Source organism: Marinicauda algicola (assembly GCF_017161425.1).
Taxonomy (GTDB): Bacteria; Pseudomonadota; Alphaproteobacteria; order Caulobacterales; family Maricaulaceae; genus Marinicauda; species Marinicauda algicola.
In genome coordinates, this window is sequence record NZ_CP071057.1 from 1,274,492 (window position 1) to 1,294,813 (window position 20,322).

General features: G+C 67.7%; 21 protein-coding genes and 1 riboswitch. Of the genes, 7 read left to right on the forward strand and 14 right to left on the reverse strand.

The window, feature by feature from the left end:
• Window positions 1-7: 7 nt before the first annotated feature.
• The 3 genes from gcvT to JW792_RS06320 all read right to left on the reverse strand — a co-directional run bounded on the left by gcvT (window position 8) and on the right by JW792_RS06320 (window position 3,896).
• Window positions 8-1,105 carry a glycine cleavage system aminomethyltransferase GcvT gene (gene gcvT, locus JW792_RS06310; RefSeq protein ID WP_135997503.1) on the reverse strand — a complete coding sequence of 366 codons (1,098 nt, stop codon included), beginning with the start codon at window positions 1,103-1,105 and terminating at the stop codon, window positions 8-10.
• A 181-nt stretch (window positions 1,106-1,286) separates the two neighbouring features.
• Window positions 1,287-1,377: riboswitch (glycine riboswitch) on the reverse strand.
• A 175-nt stretch (window positions 1,378-1,552) separates the two neighbouring features.
• A complete protein-coding gene (argS, locus tag JW792_RS06315) occupies window positions 1,553-3,316 on the reverse strand; it encodes an arginine--tRNA ligase (protein ID WP_135997502.1) in 1,764 nt (587 codons plus the stop codon).
• A gap of 10 nt (window positions 3,317-3,326) precedes the next feature.
• A complete protein-coding gene (locus JW792_RS06320) occupies window positions 3,327-3,896 on the reverse strand; it encodes a hypothetical protein (protein WP_135997501.1) in 570 nt (189 codons plus the stop codon).
• A 138-nt stretch (window positions 3,897-4,034) separates the two neighbouring features.
• Between JW792_RS06320 and ispH the strand changes: the two genes are divergently transcribed.
• The 3 genes from ispH (at window position 4,035) to rnhA (ending at window position 5,996) form a co-directional block, all read left to right on the forward strand.
• Complete coding sequence (ispH, locus tag JW792_RS06325) at window positions 4,035-4,979, forward strand: 4-hydroxy-3-methylbut-2-enyl diphosphate reductase (protein ID WP_135997500.1); 945 nt, start codon at window positions 4,035-4,037, stop codon at window positions 4,977-4,979.
• A 130-nt stretch (window positions 4,980-5,109) separates the two neighbouring features.
• Window positions 5,110-5,538 carry a DUF1801 domain-containing protein gene (locus JW792_RS06330; protein ID WP_135997499.1) on the forward strand — a complete coding sequence of 143 codons (429 nt, stop codon included), beginning with the start codon at window positions 5,110-5,112 and terminating at the stop codon, window positions 5,536-5,538.
• The gene (rnhA, locus tag JW792_RS06335) at window positions 5,535-5,996 is read left to right on the forward strand and encodes a ribonuclease HI (RefSeq protein WP_135997498.1); all 462 of its coding nucleotides are present in this window, start codon (window positions 5,535-5,537) and stop codon (window positions 5,994-5,996) included. Before JW792_RS06330 ends, rnhA begins: the two co-directional genes overlap by 4 nt.
• A 118-nt stretch (window positions 5,997-6,114) precedes the next feature.
• Here the strand turns inward: rnhA and JW792_RS06340 are convergent, their stop codons facing one another.
• On the reverse strand, window positions 6,115-6,597 hold the full coding sequence (locus JW792_RS06340; RefSeq protein WP_135997497.1) for a peroxiredoxin: 483 nt from the start codon (window positions 6,595-6,597) through the stop codon (window positions 6,115-6,117).
• 143 nt (window positions 6,598-6,740) lie between these two features.
• Here JW792_RS06340 and JW792_RS06345 point away from each other — a divergent pair, with 143 nt between their 5' ends.
• Complete coding sequence (locus tag JW792_RS06345; protein ID WP_135997587.1) at window positions 6,741-7,325, forward strand: YqgE/AlgH family protein; 585 nt, start codon at window positions 6,741-6,743, stop codon at window positions 7,323-7,325.
• A 27-nt stretch (window positions 7,326-7,352) separates the two neighbouring features.
• Here JW792_RS06345 and JW792_RS06350 read toward each other — a convergent pair whose 3' ends face one another.
• The 10 genes from JW792_RS06350 to coxB form a co-directional block, all read right to left on the reverse strand.
• Window positions 7,353-8,444 carry an EAL domain-containing protein gene (locus JW792_RS06350; RefSeq protein WP_158291660.1) on the reverse strand — a complete coding sequence of 364 codons (1,092 nt, stop codon included), beginning with the start codon at window positions 8,442-8,444 and terminating at the stop codon, window positions 7,353-7,355.
• A gap of 56 nt (window positions 8,445-8,500) precedes the next feature.
• A complete protein-coding gene (locus JW792_RS06355) occupies window positions 8,501-9,079 on the reverse strand; it encodes a GNAT family N-acetyltransferase (RefSeq protein ID WP_135997495.1) in 579 nt (192 codons plus the stop codon).
• 79 nt (window positions 9,080-9,158) lie between these two features.
• Complete coding sequence (locus JW792_RS06360) at window positions 9,159-9,854, reverse strand: SURF1 family protein (RefSeq protein WP_135997494.1); 696 nt, start codon at window positions 9,852-9,854, stop codon at window positions 9,159-9,161.
• A gap of 16 nt (window positions 9,855-9,870) precedes the next feature.
• Window positions 9,871-10,242 carry a DUF983 domain-containing protein gene (locus tag JW792_RS06365; protein ID WP_135997493.1) on the reverse strand — a complete coding sequence of 124 codons (372 nt, stop codon included), beginning with the start codon at window positions 10,240-10,242 and terminating at the stop codon, window positions 9,871-9,873.
• Between the two features lie 2 nt (window positions 10,243-10,244).
• Window positions 10,245-11,138: a cytochrome c oxidase subunit 3 gene (locus JW792_RS06370; RefSeq protein ID WP_135997492.1), complete on the reverse strand. Its 894-nt coding sequence runs from the start codon at window positions 11,136-11,138 to the stop codon at window positions 10,245-10,247.
• 116 nt (window positions 11,139-11,254) lie between these two features.
• The gene (locus tag JW792_RS06375) at window positions 11,255-11,827 is read right to left on the reverse strand and encodes a cytochrome c oxidase assembly protein (RefSeq protein ID WP_135997491.1); all 573 of its coding nucleotides are present in this window, start codon (window positions 11,825-11,827) and stop codon (window positions 11,255-11,257) included.
• Between the two features lie 3 nt (window positions 11,828-11,830).
• Entirely contained in the window at window positions 11,831-12,019 is a 189-nt protein-coding gene (locus JW792_RS06380; RefSeq protein WP_135997490.1) for a hypothetical protein, read from the reverse strand.
• Entirely contained in the window at window positions 12,020-13,003 is a 984-nt protein-coding gene (gene cyoE, locus JW792_RS06385) for a heme o synthase (RefSeq protein WP_241095084.1), read from the reverse strand. It lies immediately after the preceding gene.
• A gap of 27 nt (window positions 13,004-13,030) precedes the next feature.
• The gene (ctaD, locus tag JW792_RS06390; RefSeq protein ID WP_135997489.1) at window positions 13,031-14,665 is read right to left on the reverse strand and encodes a cytochrome c oxidase subunit I; all 1,635 of its coding nucleotides are present in this window, start codon (window positions 14,663-14,665) and stop codon (window positions 13,031-13,033) included.
• Window positions 14,666-14,677: 12 nt separating this feature from the next.
• A complete protein-coding gene (gene coxB / locus JW792_RS06395; protein ID WP_206340920.1) occupies window positions 14,678-15,544 on the reverse strand; it encodes a cytochrome c oxidase subunit II in 867 nt (288 codons plus the stop codon).
• A gap of 235 nt (window positions 15,545-15,779) precedes the next feature.
• On the opposite strand from coxB, the gene JW792_RS06400 reads away from it, so the two are divergent.
• From JW792_RS06400 to JW792_RS06410, 3 genes are all read left to right on the forward strand, one after another.
• Entirely contained in the window at window positions 15,780-16,430 is a 651-nt protein-coding gene (locus JW792_RS06400; RefSeq protein ID WP_158291659.1) for a tetratricopeptide repeat protein, read from the forward strand.
• Window positions 16,431-16,541: 111 nt separating this feature from the next.
• Window positions 16,542-17,954 carry a metalloprotease TldD gene (tldD, locus tag JW792_RS06405; RefSeq protein WP_135997487.1) on the forward strand — a complete coding sequence of 471 codons (1,413 nt, stop codon included), beginning with the start codon at window positions 16,542-16,544 and terminating at the stop codon, window positions 17,952-17,954.
• Between the two features lie 132 nt (window positions 17,955-18,086).
• Complete coding sequence (locus tag JW792_RS06410) at window positions 18,087-20,219, forward strand: TonB-dependent receptor plug domain-containing protein (RefSeq protein ID WP_158291658.1); 2,133 nt, start codon at window positions 18,087-18,089, stop codon at window positions 20,217-20,219.
• The last annotated feature ends 103 nt before the right edge of the window (window positions 20,220-20,322 follow it).

Genomic DNA, 20,322 nt, shown 5'->3' on the forward strand with positions numbered 1-20,322 from the left:
GTTGGGGTCAGCCGCGGTAATAGCGCTGCTCGACGAAAGGCGTCTTGACGATCTCGGCGGGGCGGGCCTTGCCGCGCACGAGAAGCTCGATCCCGGTTCCGGCTTTTGCAAGCTCGGCGGGGACATAACCCATGCCGATGGGCGCCCCCACGGTCGGCGCGAAGCCGCCGGAGGTGACCACGCCCACGACCTCGCCGCCGTGGGCGATCTCGGCGCCCTCGCGTGCGGGGGCCTTGTCCAGCAGCCTGAAGCCGACGCGCTTTTTCGCCGCGCCCTCCTCGATCTGCTTCAGGACCTTGCGTGCGCCGGGGAAGTCGCCCTTCTCGCGGCGCGTCCTGGCGATCGCCCAGGTCAGCGCGGCCTCGACCGGGGTCGTGGTCTCGTCCATGTCGTGGCCGTAGAGGCAGAGCCCGGCCTCCAGGCGCAGCGAATCGCGCGCGCCGAGGCCGATCGGCTTGACCCTTTCGTCCTTCAGGAGCCGGCGGGCGAAGTCCGCGGCGAGATTGTCGTTGATGGAGATCTCGAACCCGTCCTCGCCGGTATAGCCCGAGCGCGAGACGAAGACCTCCGCGCCGTCGATCTCGAAACGGCCCGCCTGCATGAAGACCAGCTTGGCGGCCTGCGGGCAGATATCCTTCATCACCGCGCCGGCCTGCGGCCCCTGCAGGGCGAGCAGGGCGCGGTCATTGAGTTCGATCAGCTCGGCCTGGCGCCCGAAGCGATCGCGCATATGGGCGAAATCGGCGCCCTTGGTGGCCGCGTTCACGACGACGAAGAAGCCGTGATCGTCGGGGCGCGAGACCATGAGATCGTCCATGATCCCGCCCTCGTCGTTGAGCAGGAGGGTGTATTTCTGGTCGCCCGGCCCGATCTGGGAGAGATCTGCGGTGATCAGCGCTTCCAGCGCCCCGGCATCGCCGGTCACGCGCGCCTGGCCCATGTGGGAGACGTCGAACAGGCCGGCCGCCTCGCGCGTGTGGTTGTGCTCGGCCATGATGCCCTCGTACTGGACGGGCATGGCATAGCCGGCGAACGGCACCATCTTGGCGCCGAGTTCGACATGGAGATCGTAGAGCGGGGTTCGGTGGAGCGTCTCGTCGGTCATGGGTCAGGTCCAATGGGTTGGCGCGGCTTCTCGTCCCGAACGTCCCAGAGGAAATCCGGTTGTCGCGCCCCCGCTGTCCTTGGACCTGAGAGATTTCTCGGCCGGGGGCGAAGCGCCCGCGCCGAATGCTCCTTCGGTGGGGAAAGGACTGGCGCCCTCACCCGCTTTCCAGCGTCAGCCTACGTCTCCCGCGGTCCTGTTGCCTGAGCGTTTCCGGGGCGGTTGCGCCTTCGGCGCCGGCTTCTTCGGCCGGTCTCTCCCGCGAGAGGGCTGTCATGCACCCGAGCCCCCCGGCAAGCCGCGCAGACTCGAGCGGCGCCACCCTAATTTTCGCCGCCGGGAAGTCAATCGGCATGGGATGTGGGATTGAGCCGCGAAGCCGGCCTTTTTCCTCCTCCCCCGCGAGCTTGGGAGAGGGGGTGGTGCCGCCGGCTCGGGCAGAGCGGCCTACATCTTCTCCGGTGCTTCCAGCCCGATCAGGGCAAGGTTCAGCTCGAGCTGCTTGAGGACCGTCTCGGCCAGAGCCAGACGCGAGGCGCGCACGGCTTCGTTCTCCTCCGGCAGGATCGGGCAGGCAGCGTAGAAGGCGCTGAAGGCCTGGGCGAGCGAGAAGGCGTGGTCGCACAGATGGTTCGGGGCGCGCAGGTCGCAGGCACGCGCCAGCGCGGCTTCGAAGCCGTCCAGGCGCCGGATCAGGGCCTGCTCTTCCGGCGTGCCGGCCAGGATGGGGCCCGGCTCGAGCCCCTGGTCGGCGGCCTTGCGCATGATCGATTTCACCCGCACCGCCTGATAGAGCAGGTAGGGCCCGGTCTTGCCCTCGAAGCTCACGAAGCGGTCGAGCTCGAAGATGTAGTTCGTGGTGCGGAAGTTCTGCAGGTCGGCGAACTTGATCGCGGCATTGGCGACGAGGCGCGCCACGCGGTCGTGTTCGGCCTCGGACAGTTCCGCGCCGAGACCGGCCTCGTCGAGACGCGCCTTCGCCCGGCCATAGGCCTCCCCGATCAGGTCGGCGAGGCGGAAGGTGCCGCCGGCGCGGGTGCGCAGGCGCTTGCCGTCCGGCCCGTTGACCGTGCCGAACTTGATGTGCTCCAGCCCGCCCTCCTGCGCGAGGCCCGCCTTCACCGCGGCCCGGAAGACCTGCTCGAAATGGTCCGACTGTCCCAGGTCGACGACATAGAGGATGAGGTCGGGATCGTAGGTCCTGCGCCGGTCGAGGATGGTGGCGAGATCGGTCGTGGCATAGAGCGCCGAACCCTGGCGCGAGACCAGAATCAGCGGGGCGAGTTCCTTCTTCTCGCCTTCCTCGGCGACGCGCACGATGAGCGCGCCCTCGCTCTCCTCGGCGATGCCCTTCTCCTTGAAGAGCTCGACTACCTCGGGGACGAGGTCGTTGACGTCGCTCTCGCCCTTCCACAGGTCGAAATGCACGCCGAGCGCGTCGAAATCGGCCTTCAGCGCGGCGATGGAGACATTGATGAAGTGCTGCAGGAGGGCGCGATAGCCCGGCCGGCCTGCCTGCAGCTCGGCGGTGGCCTTACGGGCGCGCGCGGCGCGTTCCTCGTCCTCCTTCGCCTTCGCCGCGGCCTGCGGGTAGAGGCGGGAGAGGTCGTCGATCGTCACGGGCGGGGCGTCGGGATAGGGTCCGGTGAAGCTCTCGTCGAAATAGGCAAGGCCGGGCTGCTCGTCCTCCAGCTCGGTGACGAGCAGGCCCATCTGGTAGCCCCAGTCGCCGAGATGGATGTCGGAGATCACGCGATCGCCGCGGAAGCGGAAGAGGCGCTGCAGGCTGTCGCCGATGACGCTGGAGCGCAGATGGCCGACATGCATGGGCTTGGCGACGTTGGGGCCGCCGAAGTCGATCATGACCGTGCGCGGCATTTCGACCCGGGCCGCACCGGTACGCGGGTCGGCCGCGATCGCATTCGCACGCTGCGCATAGACCGTGGCCGAGGGCGTGAGATTGAGGAAGCCCGGCCCGGCGATCTCGATCGCCACGTCCGGCTCTCGCGCCTGGAACTCGGCGGCGACCTGTTCGGCGACGGCGCGCGGCGCCTTCTTCGCGATCTTCGCCGCCGCCATCGCGCCATTGCACTGATAGGGCGCAAGATCCGGGCGGTCGCTTTCGGCCACCAGGCCGAGCTCGCGCGGCAATCCAACGGCCTCGAAGGCGGCCCCGAGGGAGCCGCTGAGCTGTTCGGGAATGGACGCCATGAGGAGGGCCCTAGCTTTCCTGGCCTGCGGTGACGCGGAAGCGCATGCCCGAGCGGTTGAACGCGAGCTGCTCCTCGGTGAGCTCGAACCCGACGATGATCTCGAAATTGGTGCCGGCCAGGGTCTCGTTGGCGCGCGGAATCTCGATGCCCTCAAATTCCTGGACGATCTCCACCCGGTCCTCGCCCGGCGGGAAGGTGACGGTGATCGGATAGACCTCGCGATCGATCACCACCATGTCCTTGCGCGTAACCGCGACGAAATAGTGATAGGTGTGGGTGCGTCCCTCCGCGGCCGGGCCGCGCCCGAAGGCCATGCGAATGCCGAGATCGAGCTCGATCGGCGTTGCGCGTGCGTCGGTGTACTCGCAGAACCGGACGACGTTCAGGATCTCGCCGGTGAAGCCGACATTGGCGTAGGTCAGCTCCTCGCCCTTGAACTCGACGATGCGATGCGCGTCATAGAGCGAGAGCGCGGTCGGGCACGGTCCCGGATTGGGCTCGTCCTCGCTCAGCGCCTCCCCGACGGTTTCGCATCCGGCAAGCAGCGACAGGCTGAGAATGGCGGCGATTGTGCGCATGAGACTTCCTCGGACGGTCAGGCGGGTCTGTGATATGCCGGCCGCCTCCCCTTGCGGCGAACCCCGGCGCTGTTACATCGTCTCTACGATGGCGCTGCCGCGAGGGCAACGCCAAGGGCTCCGCCCAGCTGAGAAATCATGACCGAAAAGCGCCCGCTGACCGTCCTGCTCGCCTCCCCGCGCGGCTTCTGCGCCGGGGTGGACCGTGCCATCCAGATCGTGGAGCGCGCGCTGGAGCGCTATGGCGCGCCGGTCTATGTGCGCCACGAGATCGTGCACAACAAGCACGTGGTGAACCGGCTGAAGGCGATGGGCGCGGTCTTCGTCTCCGAACTCGACCAGTGCCCGGACGACCGGCCGGTGGTGTTCTCCGCCCACGGCGTCCCGAAACGCGTCCCCGAAGAGGCGGCACGCCGCGACATGCTCTATGTCGATGCGACCTGCCCGCTGGTCTCCAAGGTCCATGTCGAGGCCCAGCGCCATCACCGCGCCGGCAGGGACATCGTGCTGATCGGCCATGCCGGCCATCCCGAGGTCATCGGCACGATGGGCCAGCTGCCCGAGGGCGCGATCCATCTCGTAGAGACGGTCGAGGACGCGGAGAGCTTCACACCGGCCGATCCGGACAATCTCGCCTTCGTCACGCAGACCACCCTGTCCGTCGACGACACCGCCGAGATCGTCGAGACGCTGCAGCGCCGCTTTCCCTCGATGGCCGCGCCGCACAAGGAGGACATCTGCTACGCCACGACGAACCGCCAGGCCGCGGTCAAGGCGATCGGGGCCAAGGCCGATCTCGTCCTGGTGGTGGGTGCGCCGAACTCCTCCAACTCGGTGCGCCTGGTCGAGGTCGCCCGGCGCGCCGGGGCCAAGGATGCCCATCTCGTCCAGACGTCCGGCAATGTCGACTGGTCCTGGTTCGACGGCGTGGAACGGCTTGGCATCAGCGCGGGAGCGAGCGCCCCGGAGGAACTGGTCGAGGACCTGCTGAGCGAGATCGCGCAGCGCTTCGAGGTGCACATCGAGGAGGTGCGGGTCGCCGAGGAGGACGTTGTCTTCAAGCTGCCGAAGGAGGTGGCCTGAACGCCGCACACCTCGCCACCGGAGCGGCTCGGTTGGCCCGGCCGGACCGGGCCATGACGGGGACACGAGCGCGGGCCTGTCCCCTCCCCGCTCGAACCGATGCCAGGCTGGGCACCAGGGAGCATCCGCCATGTCCGAGAACAAGACCCAGCCCACGCACATCCCCCCGGACTCCTTCCTCGCCGCGGTCGAACCCGAACGCAGGCGCGCGGAGGCCGTCGAACTCGATACCCTGTTCCGCCGGGTCACCGGCTGGCAGCCGCGCATGTGGGGCCCGTCCATGATCGGGTACGGGCAATACCACTATCGCTACGAGCGCGGGCGGGAGGGCGATTTCCTCGCCACCGGCTTCTCGCCGAGGAAGGCCAGGCATTCCATCTACATCCTGCCGGGCTACGAAGACCATTCCGCCATCCTGGCCAGGCTCGGCAGGCACGCGCGGGGCAAGTCCTGCCTCTACGTGACCAGGCTCGAGGATATCGACCTTGATGTTCTCGCCGAATTGATCGAAGCGGGGGTTCGCAATCTGTCCAGGAAGTACGAGGTCACCCCCACGTGAGCGCGGTCGTCATCCACACCGACGGGGCCTGCTCGGGCAATCCCGGCCCCGGCGGCTGGGGCGCCGTGCTCGAGTACGGACGTCACCGCAAGGAAATCTCCGGCGCCGAGGCGTTGACCACGAACAACCGCATGGAGCTGATGGCCGCGATCCAGGCGCTGGAGGCGCTGAAGCGGCCCTCGAAGGTGCGGCTCGTCACCGACAGCGTCTATGTGCGCGACGGAATCACCAAGTGGCTGCACAACTGGAAGCGAAACGGCTGGAAGACGAGCGCGAAGAAGCCGGTCAAGAACGCCGACCTCTGGCAGCGCCTCGACGAGGCCCGCAAGCGCCACGACGTGACGTGGGAATGGATCAAGGGCCATGCCGGCCACGCCGAGAACGAGCGCGCCGACGAGCTGGCACGCGAGGCGATCGTGGCGATGCGGGCGGCGGAAAAGAGCGAGACGCCCGAGTAGCCGCGCGCCTTCGCCATCGCGCAGGCGCGAAGCGCTATGCGGAACCCGGCTGCGTACGCTTGAGGCCGCACCTCGGGTTCCGGCGTTCCCCTGAATGGCGAAGGGAGGAGCGGCTTTCCTACAGCGCGGCGAGCATGTGCTCGGCGCTGGAGACCTTGAAGTCGCCGGATTCTTCCACGAACAGGTGTTTGACGACCTTGTCCTCGACCACCATGGAATAGCGCTGCGAGCGGATGCCCATGCCGAATTTCGAGGCGTCGATGACGAGGCCGATCTCGCGCGCGAAGTCGGCATTGCCGTCGGCGAGCATCATGACCTCCTCGCCCGCGCCCTGGTCGCGCGCCCAGGCACCGAGCACGAATGCGTCGTTGACCGCCGTGCAGACGATGCGGTCGATACCCTTGGCCTTGAGTTCGGAGGCCTTCTGGATGAAGCCCGGCAGGTGCCTGGCCGAGCAGGTCGGCGTGAACGCGCCCGGCACGGCGAAGAGAGCGACGGTCCGCCCCCCGAACACCTCGTCCGTCGTCACCCGCGTCGGTCCGTCTGCGGTCATCGTGGTGAAGGTCACGTCGGGAAGGGTGTCGCCAACCTTGATCGTCATGGGAAATCTCCTCGTGTGCGAAGAACCGGGAACGCGCCTCGCGTCCGTTTCCTTTCACACATAGAGGGCGCTGGCGCCCGGCGGCAAGGCCGCAAGCAACGCGCACTGGACAAGCAAGCCCCGTGTACCGGACACTCTGGGCCATGGAGACGAACCCGACCCAATTCGAACCGGACTATCTCACCGGCAAGCTGCTGATCGCGAGCCCGCTGATCGGCGATCCGCGCTTCGACCGCTCGGTGATCCTGGTGTGCGCCCATGGCGACGATGCGGCGATGGGGATCGTGATCAACAAGCCGCTCGGCGACCTCACCCTGCCGACCCTGTTCGAGCAGCTCGGCGTGAAGTGCGAGATCGAGGTGCCGGAGAGGGCCGTGCTGTTCGGCGGTCCGGTCGACCGCGACCGCGGCTTCGTGCTGCACACCGACGATTATTCGAGCGAGGACACCACGTTCGGCATCGGCCCGGGCATCGGGCTCACCGCCACCAAAGACATTCTCGAGGCCATGGCGTCGAGCTCGCCGCCGCGCCATTCGCTGCTCGCGCTCGGCTATGCGGGCTGGAGCGAGGGCCAGCTCGAGGACGAGATCGGCCAGAATGCCTGGCTCGTCACCGAGCCGGACGACGCGCTGCTCTTTGCGGAGGATCATGCGCTGAAGTGGCAGAAGGCACTGAAAAAGCTGGGCGTGACCCCGGAGTTCCTCACGGCCACCAGCGGGCACGCGTGACCGTTCGCCGCCGGAACGGCAGCCGGATCAGTGCTGCGCGCCCTGGAAGCGACCTTCCCGGCCCGCCGCGATGACCGCACCGGCCTCATCCGGGGCAAGGGCGCCGGCATAGTAGAAGCCCTGCGCGTAGTCGCAGCCCTGCCCGGCGGCGGTGCGGGCCATGGCATCGGTCTCGACGCCTTCGGCGACCACGACCATGGCGTAGTTGCGCGCGAGCCGCACCACAGAGGACACGATCGAGCGGGCCGCCCGGTCGGCCATCATGGCGCGGATGAAGTACTGGTCGATCTTCATGACGTCGAAGGGCAGCCGGTCGAGCCGGGCCAGCGAGGAATATCCCGTTCCGAAATCGTCGAGGACGAGCGCGATGCCGGCCGCCTTCAGCTCGGCGCAGACGGCGCATATGGCATCGGGATCCTGCATGAGTTCGGTCTCGTTGATCTCCAGCCTGAAGGCGCCGCGCGGCAGGCCCGCCTCGCGCACCGCCGCGATGAGCGTCTCGGCAAAGCCCGGCGCGGCAAGCTCGCCGGCCGTGGCGTTGGCCGCCACGTAGAGCGATCTGAGCGCCGGGTTCGCCCCACGCCAGGCCGCCAGGTCGGCGATCGCGCCGGCGCGCACCGCCCGGCCGATCTCGGCGAGGAGGCCCATCTGCTCGGCGAGGGGCAGGAAGTCGTCGGGCGCCACGAGCCCGAATCCGGGGCGCTGCCAGCGCGCCAGCGCCTCGAATCCGGCGAGCCGTCCGGTCCTGAGATCGACGATCGGCTGGTGGAAGGCCACGACCCGTCCCTCGTCGAGACCGCGGCGCAAAGCCGCCTCGTTCTCCAGGCGTTGATGACCCCCGTCGGGGCCATGGCCTGCGGGCAGAAGCAGTCCCGTCCAGGACGTCCCGTCCCCGCGCCCGCTGAGGCGGACATGGCGGACCTGGGAGTCCTCGCCGATCAGGCGCACCCGCACGTCGAGCCGGCCGGGAGCGGAGAGGGTCTCGAGCGCGCCTCGGTCGGTCGCCGCGATGCGCTCGCGGAACGCGGCGAGCGAGGCGCGCGCCTGCGTCGCGGCAAGACCGAGACCGCCGGCCTCTCCGGTCAGCGCGATACGCTGGGCGGGAAGATCGATCTCCACGCCGAGCGCACCGGCGGCGCGAACCGCCTGCGCGTAGGGCGAGCTATCCCCGGCGTCTAGCGGACGGGATCGTCCTTGAGGATCGCGAATTTCAGGTGATCGTGCCATTGCCCGTTGATCTTGAGGTACTTGCGGGCAAAGCCCTCCGGCGTGAAGCCGATCGAGAGCAGAAGCGCGCGTGAAGGCTCGTTCTCCGGCCGTGTCGCGGCCTCGACCCGGTGAAGTCCGAGCGGGCCGAAGGCATAGGCCAGCACCCGGCGCACCGCGGCGCGGGTATGGCCGCGGCGCATGTAGGGCTGGCCGATCCAGTAGCCGAGATCGGCCGATTGCAGGACCCCCCGGCGCACATTGTTGAGATTGCACGCGCCGAGCAGCACGTCGTCGCTCGCGCGGAAGATGAAGAAGGGATAGCCCTGCCCGGTCTCCACATCCATCTGGTAGCGGCGCAGCCGGCGCTTGTAGGCCGAGCGGGTCAGCTCGTCCTCCGCCCAGGCGGGTTCCCACGGCTCGGTATGGCGCCGGCTCGCGAAGCGCAGCTTGGCCCAGCTGTCATAGTCCTCGAGCGCGGGATGGCGCAGGCGGATGCCCTCGCCGAACAGGACCGTCTCCTGGGTTTCGTCTCGCCAGAGCGCCACGCGCCGTCCTCCTCGCCTTCACCCAAGGACCCGCCGCCCTACTCAATACTTCGGGGCAGGAAACGGCAAGTCTAGCGCGTCAGTCTTTCCCGCCCGTGAACGCGAGCCGGCCGCGCGCAGCGTGAAACGCGCCGTACACGACGATCAGCGCGAAGGCGAACCCGAACCAGGTGATGGCATAGCCGACATGACGCTCCGGCGGAACTTCCGCGAGTACGGCGGGCAGCTGCCCGTCATCGGCCGCGAGCCAGCCCTGCGCATGGAGCGCTTCGGGCGCGACCGAAAGCGCCCCGGCCAACGCCGTCCGGTCGAAGGCGTAGAAGCGGCGCTCCTGCGGCTCGGGACCGGGGGTGAAGGCGCCCGCACGCGGCGGCGCCGCATAGATGAGGCCCGCCGCATCGCCGGGTTCGCGCGCCTCGCCGTCGAGCGGCGCGAAGCCGGTCTCCATCAGGATCAGGCGCGCCTGCACGCAGCCCGGCGCCTCGGCCGGGCGGAAGAGGCGCCAGCCGGGCGCGCCTTCGCGGGTGCGGCCATAGACACGCAGCACCGTATCCCCGGCCGGCTCGGGCGCCAGCGCCCGGCGGCCGAACGGCTCGCCGGTGCCGCACAGCAGGTCGCCGAGCGCGAGGGCCGGCGCCTCGCGCGCCGCCTCGAAGGCGGCGATCTGCGATCGCTTGGTCTCCGCCCGGTCGAGTTGCCACAGGCCGAGGCCCACGAGCAGCGCCAGTGCGGGAATCGCGAACAGCGTCAGCAGGGGCAGCGGGCGGAAATGCATGCCGTGTGCTCCCCGACTAGACCTCGTCGCCCTCGTCCAGGCGCGCCTCGCGCGCGCCGTGCTTGTACTGCAGGGCAAACATCACGCCCTTGAACGGGCGCAGCAAGGCGAGGCTGAGGCCGATCACGGCGGGGATCCAGAGGACGAGGTGAATCCAGGTCGGCGGGGCAAGCCAGAGGTGAAGCAGCAGCGCCAGCGGCACGACGATCGCGCCGACCAGGAACATGATGAAGACCGCGGGGCCGTCGCCGGCGTCCTCCCCCGAAAAATCGAGCCCGCAGCTCTCGCATGCGGGCGCGATCTTCAGGAAACCGTCGAACAGGCGCCCTTCCCCGCACCGAGGGCATCGCCCTCGAACGCCTGCGGAAAAGGGGCCCGGTTCATTCATGCTCAGTGCGCGACCTCGCCGGCGAACGTCACGTAGACGAAGGCGAAGAGGAAGAGCCAGACCACGTCGACGAAGTGCCAGTACCAGGCCGCCGCCTCGAAGCCGAAATGCTTCTGCGGCGTGAAGTGGCCGGCCATCAGGCGCAACAGGCAGACCAGAAGGAAGATCGTGCCGATGATGACGTGCGCGCCGTGGAAGCCGGTCGCCATGAAGAAGGTCGCGCCGTAGAGATTGCCGCCGAAGCCGAAATGGGCATGGCTGTACTCGTAGGCCTGCACGCAGGTGAACAGGAAGCCGAGCACGACGGTCAGCAGCAGGCCGAGCTTGGCGCCCTTGCGGTCGCCGTGCTGCAGGGCGTGGTGGGCCCATGTGACGGTGGTCCCCGAGAGCAGCAGGATCAGCGTGTTGATCAGCGGCAGGTGGAAGGGATCGAAGGTCTCCACGCCCGGCGGCGGCCAGTGGGCCCAGCCCGAATAATCCACGCCGATCGCCTCGCCGGTCCAGGTCGCGCCCGCGCGCGCCTCGTGGAACAGGGCGAGTTCGAAGAAGGCCCAGAACCAGGCGACGAAGAACATCACCTCGGAAACGATGAACAGGATCATGCCGTAGCGCAGGCCGATATCCACGACCGGGGTATGGTCGCCGCGCCGGCTTTCCTTGATGACGTCGCCCCACCAGCCGACCATCGTGTAGGCCACGATGAGGAAGCCGAGGAGCAGCAGCCAGGGCTGGCCGCCACCGAGGAAGAAATACGCCCAGCTCCCGGTGTCGGTCACGAGGCCCTTCATCTGCACCACCGCACCGATGGCAAGGACGAAGGCGCCGAGCGAGCCGACGAAGGGCCACGGGCTCGGGTCAACCAGGTGATAGTCGTGCTTAACGGCTCCGCCAGCCATGGTGTTCTCCTGCAAGTCCCAGTCTCACGGGTCGGGGCACCTATAGCGGCGCCCTGCCCCCCTATCAATTCCTTCCCGCTGCGCCCGGAGGGCACGTGCAGGCATTCAAACGCCCGCTAGCGGGCCTCTGCCGACGCCATCGTGCGCTCGCGTTCGCGCCCCGCCTCCCAGAAGGTGTAGGACAGGGTGATGGTGCGCACGTCGTCGAGATTGTCTTCCCCGTCCATCAGCGGATCGACGAAGAACAGAACCGGCATATCCATCGATTCGCCCGGCTGCAGCGTCTGCTCGGTGAAGCAGAAGCACTCCAGCTTGGAAAAATACGGCGCGACCTTGAACGGGGTGACGTTGTAGGTCGCAACGCCGGTGACCGGGCGGTCCGAGGTGTTGGTGGCGCGGTAGAAGGCGAGCACGGTCTCGCCGACCTTCACGTCCATCGCGCGCTGGAGCGGCTCGAACGTCCAGGGCATGCCGCGCGCCATGCTGGCGTCGAATCGGACGGTGACGGTGCGGTCGATGATCTGGCCGGAATCGTACTGGGCGACCTGGGTGGTGCCGCCATAGCCGGTGACCCGGCAGAACAGATCGTAGAGCGGAACCGCCGCATAGGCCGCGCCGACCATGCCGGCGGCGGTCATCGCGCAGATCGTCAGGACCCTCAGATTCCTGTCCCTGGGCAGAAGGCGCATGGCTCAGCCCCCCGCCGAGATATTGGCCGAAAGGCGCATCACCGTGACCGCGAACACGAGGACGGCGAACGCCACCAGGCCCAGCGCGATGAACAGATTGCGCCGGTTGCGCGCCGCCTTCTCCGCGTCGCTCGGGCGATGCGTCTCGAGCGGCTCGCCCGTCTCGGGGTGTTTGGGGCGCTCGTCCTTCATCTAGAAGCCTCCAAGACTGCTCAGCTTCACATGAAGCCCGGTCCCGTGCTCGACCAGCAATGCGGCAAAGAGAAGCGTCAGGTGGGCGATCGAGTAGGCGAACAGGTCGCGCGCGGCCTTGTCCCCGGCGCGCACGGCGTAGAGCTCGTCCTCGGCCGCGCCGGCCTCGCCCGCCTTCGACATCAGCACGCGCAGCGCCAGGAGGAAGAACAGCGCGCCTCCCAGGACAACCGCGAGCGCGTAGCCGACCCCGCCGAGCCCGGTGACGAGCGGGCCGGCCGTCGCGGCGAGATAGAGCACGGTGTAGACCATGATCTGGATGCGGGTCGATCTGGCGCCCCTGGCCACCGGCATCATCGGTACGCCGGCCGCCTTGTAGTCACCGGACTTGTAGAGCGCCAGCGCCCAGGAATGGGGCGGCGTCCACAGGAAGATGACGAGGAAGAGCAGGACGGCATCCAGGCTGATCGTGCCGGTCGCGGCGGCCCAGCCGATCATCGGCGGGAAGGCGCCTGCCGCGCCGCCGATGACGATGTTCTGCGGCGTCGAGCGCTTGAGCCAGACCGTGTAGACGAGCCCGTAGAAGACGATGGAGAAGGCCAGGAGCCCCGCGGCCACGTAGTTCGTGGCCAGCGCCATCATCAGCGTGCTCATGAGCGCGAACACGACGCCGTAGGCATAGGCTTCCGAGGCCGGGATGACGCCGCGGGCCACCGGGCGAAGGCGGGTCCTGCGCATCACCGCGTCGATATCGGCGTCATAGGCCATGTTGATCGCCCCGGCCGCCCCGGCGCCGACGGCGATGCACAGGATCGCGATCGCCGCGGCGAGCGGGTGCATGTCGACCGGCGCGGCGACGAGGCCGGCGAGCGCGGTGAAGACGACGAGCGTCATCACCCGCGGCTTCATCAGCGCGAGATAGTCGCGAGGCGACGCCGCGTTCACGGCGCCGCCCCGGGCGATATCGGCGGAGGATGCGGACACGTCGGTCCCTTCGCTGCAGCCAATGGCCTACTTGATCTTCGGCAGTTCGTTGAACTGGTGGAAGGGCGGCGGAGAGGACAGCGTCCACTCCAGCGTCGTCGCACCCTCGCCCCACGGATTGGCCTCGGCCGGACGCCGGCGGATGGCCGCCTCGATGATGAGGACGAAGAAGACGAGCATGCCCACGGCCATGATCACGTAGCCCCACGAGGACACCATGTTCCAGAAGGCGAAGCCGTCCGGATAGTCCACATAGCGCCGCGGCATCCCGGCCAGGCCAAGGAAGTGCTGCGGGAAGAAGATCACGTTCGCCCCGATGAAGAACAGGAAGAACTGGGTGCGGGCGAGGAAGGAGTTGTACTTCACGCCCCAGATCTTCTCGAACCAGTAGTAGAAGCCCGCGAAAATCGAGAACACCGCGCCCAGCGACAGCACGTAGTGGAAGTGGGCCACCACGTAATAGGTGTCGTGCAGCGACTGGTCGACGCCGGCATTGGCGAGCACGACGCCCGTCACGCCGCCGACCGTGAACAGGAAGATGAAGCCGATCGCCCACATCATCGGGGTGCGGAAGGAGATCGAGCCGCCCCACATCGTCGCGATCCAGGAGAAGATCTTGATGCCGGTGGGCACCGCGATGATCATCGTGGCCGCCACGAAATAGGCCTTCAGGTTCACGTTGAGGCCCACGGTGTACATGTGGTGGGCCCACACGATGAAGCCGATGAAGCCGATCGCCACCATGGCGTAGGCCATGCCGAGATAGCCGAACACGGGCTTCCTGGAGAAGGTCGCCACGATGTGGGAGATCATGCCGAAGCCCGGCAGGATCAGGATGTAGACTTCCGGGTGGCCGAAGAACCAGAACAGGTGCTGGAACATCACCGGGTCGCCGCCGCCGGCCGGATCGAAGAAGGTCGTGCCGAAATTGCGGTCGGTCAGCAGCATGGTCAGCGCGCCGGCGAGCACCGGCAGCGAGAGCAGCAGCAGGAAGGCCGTCACCAGCACCGACCACACGAAGAGCGGCATCTTGTGGATCGTCATGCCCGGCGCGCGCATGTTGAAGATGGTGGTGATGAAGTTGATCGCGCCCAGGATCGAGCTCACGCCCGCGATGTGCAGGGACAGGATCAGCAGATCCATCGCCGGCCCGTTATGGCCCGAGGTCGACAGGGGCGGATAGAGCACCCAGCCGCCGCCGAAGCCGTTCTCCCCGCCCACGCCCGGCACGAACATGGAAATCAGCGCCAGCGCGAACGAGAAGGGTAGGAGCCAGAAGGAGATGTTGTTCATGCGCGGGAAGGCCATGTCCGGCGCCCCGATCATGAGCGGCACGAACCAGTTGCCGAACCCGCCGATCATCGCCGGCATGACCATGAAGAAGATCATGATCAGGCCGTGCATCGTGGTGGCGACGTTGTAATTGTGCTCGTTGCCGAAAATGGCGCCCCAGCCGGTGTCCTGGCCGGTGAAGACCTGAAGACCCGGCTCGGCGAGTTCCCAGCGGATGAGGCCGGACAGCGCGCCGCCGATGATCCCCGCGACGATCGCGAAGACCAGGTACATCGTGCCGATGTCCTTGTGGTTCGTGGAGAAGACCCAGCGCCTCCAGTCCCAAGGGGACGGGGTGTGGTCGTGATGCGCGGCAGCTTCAGCAGACATGAAAACCTCTCCTTACCGGGCTGCAGCGAGACGGGTCTCGCGCGCCGCTTCGTAGTGGGCCGCAAGCACTTGCGGCGCGGTATAGGGATCGTCGTTGGCCGCCTCGACCCAGGCGTCGAACACATCCTGCGGGACGACGTGGATCTCGATCGGCATGAAGGCGTGGCGCAGCCCGCACAGCTCCGAGCACTGGCCGTAATAGATGCCGATATCCTCTTCGCCGACCTGGAACCAGGTCTCGTTCAGACGGCCGGGAATGGCGTCCATCTTGATGCCGAAGGACGGCATGGCCCAGTTGTGGATCACGTCGGACGCGGTCACCTCGACGCGCACGGTCGCCCCGGCCGGCACCACGACGGGCAGGTCGGTCGCAAGCAGGCGCGGCTGACCGGGCTGGAGCTCGTCCTCGGGAAGCATGTTGGCCACGTAGGAGAACCCGCCATGGTCGGGATACTCGTAGGTCCAGTTCCACTGGTTGCCGGTCGTCTTGATGGTGAAGTCGCTCTCCGGGATCGTGTCCTGGAAATACAACAGCTGGAAGGACGGGATCGCGATCACCACGAGGATGATCACCGGCACTGCCGTCCAGATCACTTCCACCAGCGTGTTGTGGCTGAACTTCTTCGGCTCGGCATTGGCTTTCGCATTGTAGCGCACCATCACCCACAACAGCAGGGCGAGCACGAAGAGCGTGATGCCGACGATGATCCACAGGACCATGGCGTGGAACGCGTCGATGTTTTCCATCACCGGCGTGACGGCGGGCTGGAAGCCCAGCTGACCGTCACGCGGCAGGACCTGGTTCGGCGTCGCCGATGCGGCGCCGGTACAGAGGGCGAAGAACGAAGCGAGTGCTCCAAGAGCGGCCTTCAAACGCATGGCTCCCCCGAAGGTTGGTAGCGGATCGACAGAGGCGGTTCTCTGCCATTCGGCGGCGGAATATAGAACCCCCGCCAGTTCATGTCAGGGCGCTTTAAGCGCCTTTTTGTCGCAACCCGCAAGGTTTTTTCAGCACCTCGCGCAGGCGGGCGGGCACGCCCCGCCGCGGTGCCACTGGAGTGATCCGCCCGGCTTTGTTAGGCTCCATGCGGGTGTGAGAAAAAAGGGGGTGTCAATGAGGGATCGCGAAGCCGAACTGCGATCGGCAAGGGTCGTGGCCGCGACCGTCAAAGGCGCGGCGGGCGGACTGATCAGCGCGCTCGCGCTCGGCGCGGCGGTGGCGCTGATCCTGGGCGGGCCGGGCTTCGGCCAGACGGTCTCCGCGCAGAGCGAGCCGGCCCCGGCCATCGCCGATGCCCGGGAGGAATGCGAATCGGGGGCGCACGCGCCCGGCGGCGATGCCCGCGCGCTCGGAGCCTGCGACCTGCTGCTGCGCAGCGGAGGACTGGGCGAGGAGGCCCGCGCCCGTGTCCTGACAAACCGTGGCGTCAATCTCGTGCGCCGCGGCAATGCGCGCGCGGCGATCACCGATCTCGATGCAGCCGGCGAGCTGCTCCCGCAGTCGGGCGCGGTGGAGCTGAACCGGGCCGCAGCCCTGATTCTCGTCGGGGATTTCTCCCGCGCCGAGGACGCCGCCCGGCGCGCGCTCGATCTCGGGGTGGACGCACCCGAACTCGCCTGGTTCAACCTCGCCATCGCGCTGGAGCGCCAGGACCGCTTCGACGCGGCCTACGAGGCCTATCTCGAGGCCGCCGCCCTCGCCCCGGACAACGCGCAGCTCCAGGCCCAGCCTGCCCGCTTCCTTCAGCATCGCCCGGCCGGCTGAGCCCGGCCGTCGTGCCGTCTCGTCCGGCAAATACATCCTGCCCCTCGCAAGCGGGCAGACGAGGCTTTATCTCTTGGCCTCACCTCGTCTCGCCACCGGAGCCCCCGCTTCATGACAGCCAATCCCTTCGCCGCCTTCGAGTTCGACGCCGACGACGCCCGCCAGGTTCTGGCGGACAATCTCGCCGGTGCCGATGACGGCGAGCTCTTCGTCGAGACGGCGAGCTCGGAATCCCTCGCCTTCGACGACGGCCGGCTGAAGGTCGCCAATTTCGATTCCGAGCGCGGCTACGGCCTGCGCGGCGTGTTCGGCGAGACGACCGGATTCGCGCACTCCAACGATCCCACCCTCGCCGCGCTCAAGCGCGCCGGCGAAACGGCGGCGGCCGCGCGCAAGGGCCGCGATGCGGTCATGGCGCCGCCCCCGCCCGGCACCAACATGAAGCTCTACGACGATATCGACGTCGTCGAGCAGCCCGGCTTCGAGGCGAAGGCGAAGCTGCTGGCCGAGATCGATGCCTATTGCCGGGCCAAGGACCCGGAGGTCGTCCAGGTCTCGTGCTCGCTCGCCAGCTCGCGCCGGGTGATCGGCATCGTGCGCGCCGACGGCGATGTGCGTGCCGACGTGCGCCCGCTGGTGCGCCTCAACGTCTCGGTGACCGTGGAGCGCAATGGACGCCGCGAGACCGGTTCGACCGGCGCGGGCGGACGCGCTCCGTTCGAGCGCTGGCTCGCCCCGGACGCCTGGAGGGAGCTTGCAGACGAGGCGCTGCGCGTGGCCAAGGTCAATGTCGAGGCGGTCGACGCGCCGTCCGGCGAATGGGAGGTCGTGCTCGGCGCAGGCTGGCCCGCCGTGCTGCTGCACGAGGCGGTGGGACATGGCCTGGAAGGCGATTTCAACCGCAAGGGCACGAGCGCGTTCGCCGGCCGCATCGGCCAGCAGGTCGCGGCCAGGGGTGTCACCGTCATCGACGACGGTACGATCGCCGAACGGCGCGGCTCGCTGACCTTCGACGACGAGGGGACGCCGACCCGGCGCACGACGCTGATCGAGGACGGCGTACTCGTCGGCTACATGCAGGACCGGCAGAATGCCCGGCTGATGGGTGTCGAACCCACCGGCAACGGACGCCGCGAGAGCTATGCCCACGCGCCCATGCCGCGCATGACGAACACGATCATGACCGCCGGAACCGACGATCCCGGCGAGATTCTCGCAAGCCTGAAGGACGGCATCTACGCGAAGAATTTCGGCGGCGGGCAGGTCGACATCACCTCGGGAAAGTTCGTCTTCCGCTGCACCGAGGCCTATCGGGTCAGGAATGGCAAGGTGATGGAACCCATCAAGGGCGCGACGCTGATCGGCGACGGACCGAGCGCGCTCACACGCATCTCGATGATCGGCAACGACTTCAAGATGGACCCGGGCGTGGGGACCTGCGGCAAGGGCGGCCAGGGCGTGCCGGTCGGCGTGGGCCAGCCGACCTTGAAGATCGAGGGCCTGACCGTGGGCGGCGCGGGCTGACATTTTCTGCCAATATGAGCCATCTGTAACCTTACTCACACGCTCGTGAAGGTTATGTCCGTTCCTTAAATCGATTGTGGACGATGCCCATGGCATGCATGGGCCGCATTCGTTTATTCAGGGATGGTTCTCATGGCTTTACGCGCTCGCCTGACGGCAACCGCCGGATTGTGCCTCGCACTCGCCCTCTCCCCTGCCGCCGTCGCGAGCGACACAGACGCGGGCATGGAAAGCGCCCTCGCCCGTACCGAGCCCGAACCGGCCGCCGACGGTGCCATCGTCCAGTACCCGGCCGGCTTCTTCACCCAGTTCTCCCCCGTCACCGCCCGGGACATGATCGCACGCGTACCGGGGTTCGCGCTGTCGGCCGGCAACACGCAGCGGCGCGGCCTTGCCGACTCCTTCGGCAATCTCCTGGTCGACGGGCGCCGGCCCTCCAACAAGTCGCTGGGCCTGGAGCGGGTGCTGGAGCGCATCCCGGCCAGCGATGTCGAACGCATCGAGATCATCCGCGAGGCCCTGCCCGACTACGACATGCGCGGCCACGCCCAGCTCGCCAACGTGATCCTGCGCGAAGGCGCGGGCCGCGCTGTGAACTGGAACGGACAGATCAGCCACTATTCCTCGGGCCGCGTCCTCCCCGACGCGGGGATCTCCTATTCCGACCGGGTCGGCGAGACGGAATTCACGCTCGCGGTCGAGGGCGAGCTCAGGGGCCCGCGGATCGAGCGGGACGAGCAGATCCTGTCGCCGCAACGCGATCTTCTCTTCCGGCTCGGCGACGAGGAACAACGCCGCTTCTGGCGCGTCAATCCCAGCCTCTCGGTAGCGAGCCCGGTCGGCGAGGACGGCCGGGTGCGACTCGACCTCGAGGCCGAGCACTGGAACTGGCGGCGCCTCATCTTCACCGACATCGAGCGCCCTGCCGGCGGCGGCTTCGTTCCAGCGGGGGCGGAGCGCTCCGAAACGGTCAATTTCGGCAATGTCGCTTCCGCAAACCTGGCCTATGTGCATGCGCTGACGGAAACGGTGGAGCTGGAGACCACGCTCTACGCCCAGCATCACGACTTCGAGGATGGCCCGGAGCGCTTCGAGGAATTCGACGCCTCCGGCGCGCTGAGCGATGCGACCATCGTGCTCTTCGAGGGCGAGGTGGGCGAGCGTGCGCTGCGCCAGTCGCTGTCCTGGACGCCCAATCAGACCCACGCCCTGGACTTCAGCATCGAAGGCGCCTTCAACTATCGCGACACGCTGCTCGAACTCTTCTCCGACAACGGGGTCGTCGTCGCACCGATTCCCCTGCCCGTGTCGGACGCGCGCGTGGAGGAGCGGCGCGGCGAGCTTTCGGCGAACCACGTCTGGTCGGTGCGCCCGGAAATCTCCCTGGAAAGCGGGCTGCGTTACGAAGTCTCCGAGATCACACAGACCGGGGACGTCAATCAGCAGCGCAGCTTCACCTATCTCAAGCCTTCGGTGGTCCTGGTCTGGACTCCCGCGCCAAACACGCGCTGGCGGATCGCCGGCCTGCGCGATGTGGACCAGCTTCAGTTCCAGAAATTCGCGAGCGCGGTCAATCTGACCGACAATGTCTCGGTGATCGGCAACCCCGATTACCGCCCCCAGAATACCTGGACGATCGAGGCGGAGTGGGAGCGCCGCTTCGGCGAGGAGGCAAGCGTCTCCCTCACCGTCGGCCGCGACTGGATCAAGGACCTCGACGACTTCATCGCGGTGGTGACGCCGAACGGGGTGTTCGACGCACCCGGAAATATCGGCGACGGCGATCGCCGGCGCGTGACGCTGGAGTGGTCGTCCCCGCTTGACGCGCTGGGCCTGGACAATGCCGTGCTCGACGGCTTCGTGGAGTGGTACGGCACCGAGGTGACCGACCCGCTCACCGGCGAGGAGCGTGCATTTTCCGGGATCCGCGAGTGGGAGATGCGATTCGACTTCCGCCAGACCTTCCCCGAAGCGGGGTGGGCCTGGGGCTGGGACTATTTCTGGCTCTCCGACGGGGAGGTGTTCCGCGCCCGCGAGCTGCGCCACGAGGCCTTCCCCGACGGCGATCTCGACGTCTACGTGGAAACGACACGCTTTGCCGGCCTGACCACGCGTCTGGGCGCCGATTTCGTGTTCGACACCCCCTCCCACCGCGAGCGGATCTTCTTCGATGGCTCGCGCGCAAGCGGGGTCGTGCGCATGATCGAGACCCGCGACGAATACCAGGGCACGACGATCTACCTCCAGGTTCGCGGAACGCTGTGAACGCTGGCGTGACGCCTGGCGCCTTGTTATCGTTCGGCAACAGCTGGAGAGCTTCACAACCAGCCGCCGGCCTCGCGGACCGGTGGCGGCGCCGGAACCTGGA

Bases quoted from the DNA above. Each gene is read 5' to 3' on its own strand.
- coxB (WP_206340920.1), bottom strand. From the start codon at position 15,544: ATGCGTTTGAAGGCCGCTCTTGGAGCACTCGCTTCGTTCTTCGCCCTC.
- argS (WP_135997502.1), bottom strand. From the start codon at position 3,316: ATGGCGTCCATTCCCGAACAGCTCAGCGGCTCCCTCGGGGCCGCCTTC.
- JW792_RS06320 (WP_135997501.1), bottom strand. From the start codon at position 3,896: ATGCGCACAATCGCCGCCATTCTCAGCCTGTCGCTGCTTGCCGGATGC.
- JW792_RS06360 (WP_135997494.1), bottom strand. From the start codon at position 9,854: ATGCATTTCCGCCCGCTGCCCCTGCTGACGCTGTTCGCGATTCCCGCA.
- JW792_RS06330 (WP_135997499.1), top strand. From the start codon at position 5,110: ATGTCCGAGAACAAGACCCAGCCCACGCACATCCCCCCGGACTCCTTC.
- JW792_RS06365 (WP_135997493.1), bottom strand. From the start codon at position 10,242: ATGAATGAACCGGGCCCCTTTTCCGCAGGCGTTCGAGGGCGATGCCCT.
- gcvT (WP_135997503.1), bottom strand. From the start codon at position 1,105: ATGACCGACGAGACGCTCCACCGAACCCCGCTCTACGATCTCCATGTC.
- tldD (WP_135997487.1), top strand. From the start codon at position 16,542: ATGACAGCCAATCCCTTCGCCGCCTTCGAGTTCGACGCCGACGACGCC.
- JW792_RS06375 (WP_135997491.1), bottom strand. From the start codon at position 11,827: ATGCGCCTTCTGCCCAGGGACAGGAATCTGAGGGTCCTGACGATCTGC.
- JW792_RS06400 (WP_158291659.1), top strand. From the start codon at position 15,780: ATGAGGGATCGCGAAGCCGAACTGCGATCGGCAAGGGTCGTGGCCGCG.
- JW792_RS06370 (WP_135997492.1), bottom strand. From the start codon at position 11,138: ATGGCTGGCGGAGCCGTTAAGCACGACTATCACCTGGTTGACCCGAGC.
- ispH (WP_135997500.1), top strand. From the start codon at position 4,035: ATGACCGAAAAGCGCCCGCTGACCGTCCTGCTCGCCTCCCCGCGCGGC.
- JW792_RS06410 (WP_158291658.1), top strand. From the start codon at position 18,087: ATGGCTTTACGCGCTCGCCTGACGGCAACCGCCGGATTGTGCCTCGCA.
- JW792_RS06340 (WP_135997497.1), bottom strand. From the start codon at position 6,597: ATGACGATCAAGGTTGGCGACACCCTTCCCGACGTGACCTTCACCACG.
- ctaD (WP_135997489.1), bottom strand. From the start codon at position 14,665: ATGTCTGCTGAAGCTGCCGCGCATCACGACCACACCCCGTCCCCTTGG.
- JW792_RS06345 (WP_135997587.1), top strand. From the start codon at position 6,741: ATGGAGACGAACCCGACCCAATTCGAACCGGACTATCTCACCGGCAAG.
- JW792_RS06380 (WP_135997490.1), bottom strand. From the start codon at position 12,019: ATGAAGGACGAGCGCCCCAAACACCCCGAGACGGGCGAGCCGCTCGAG.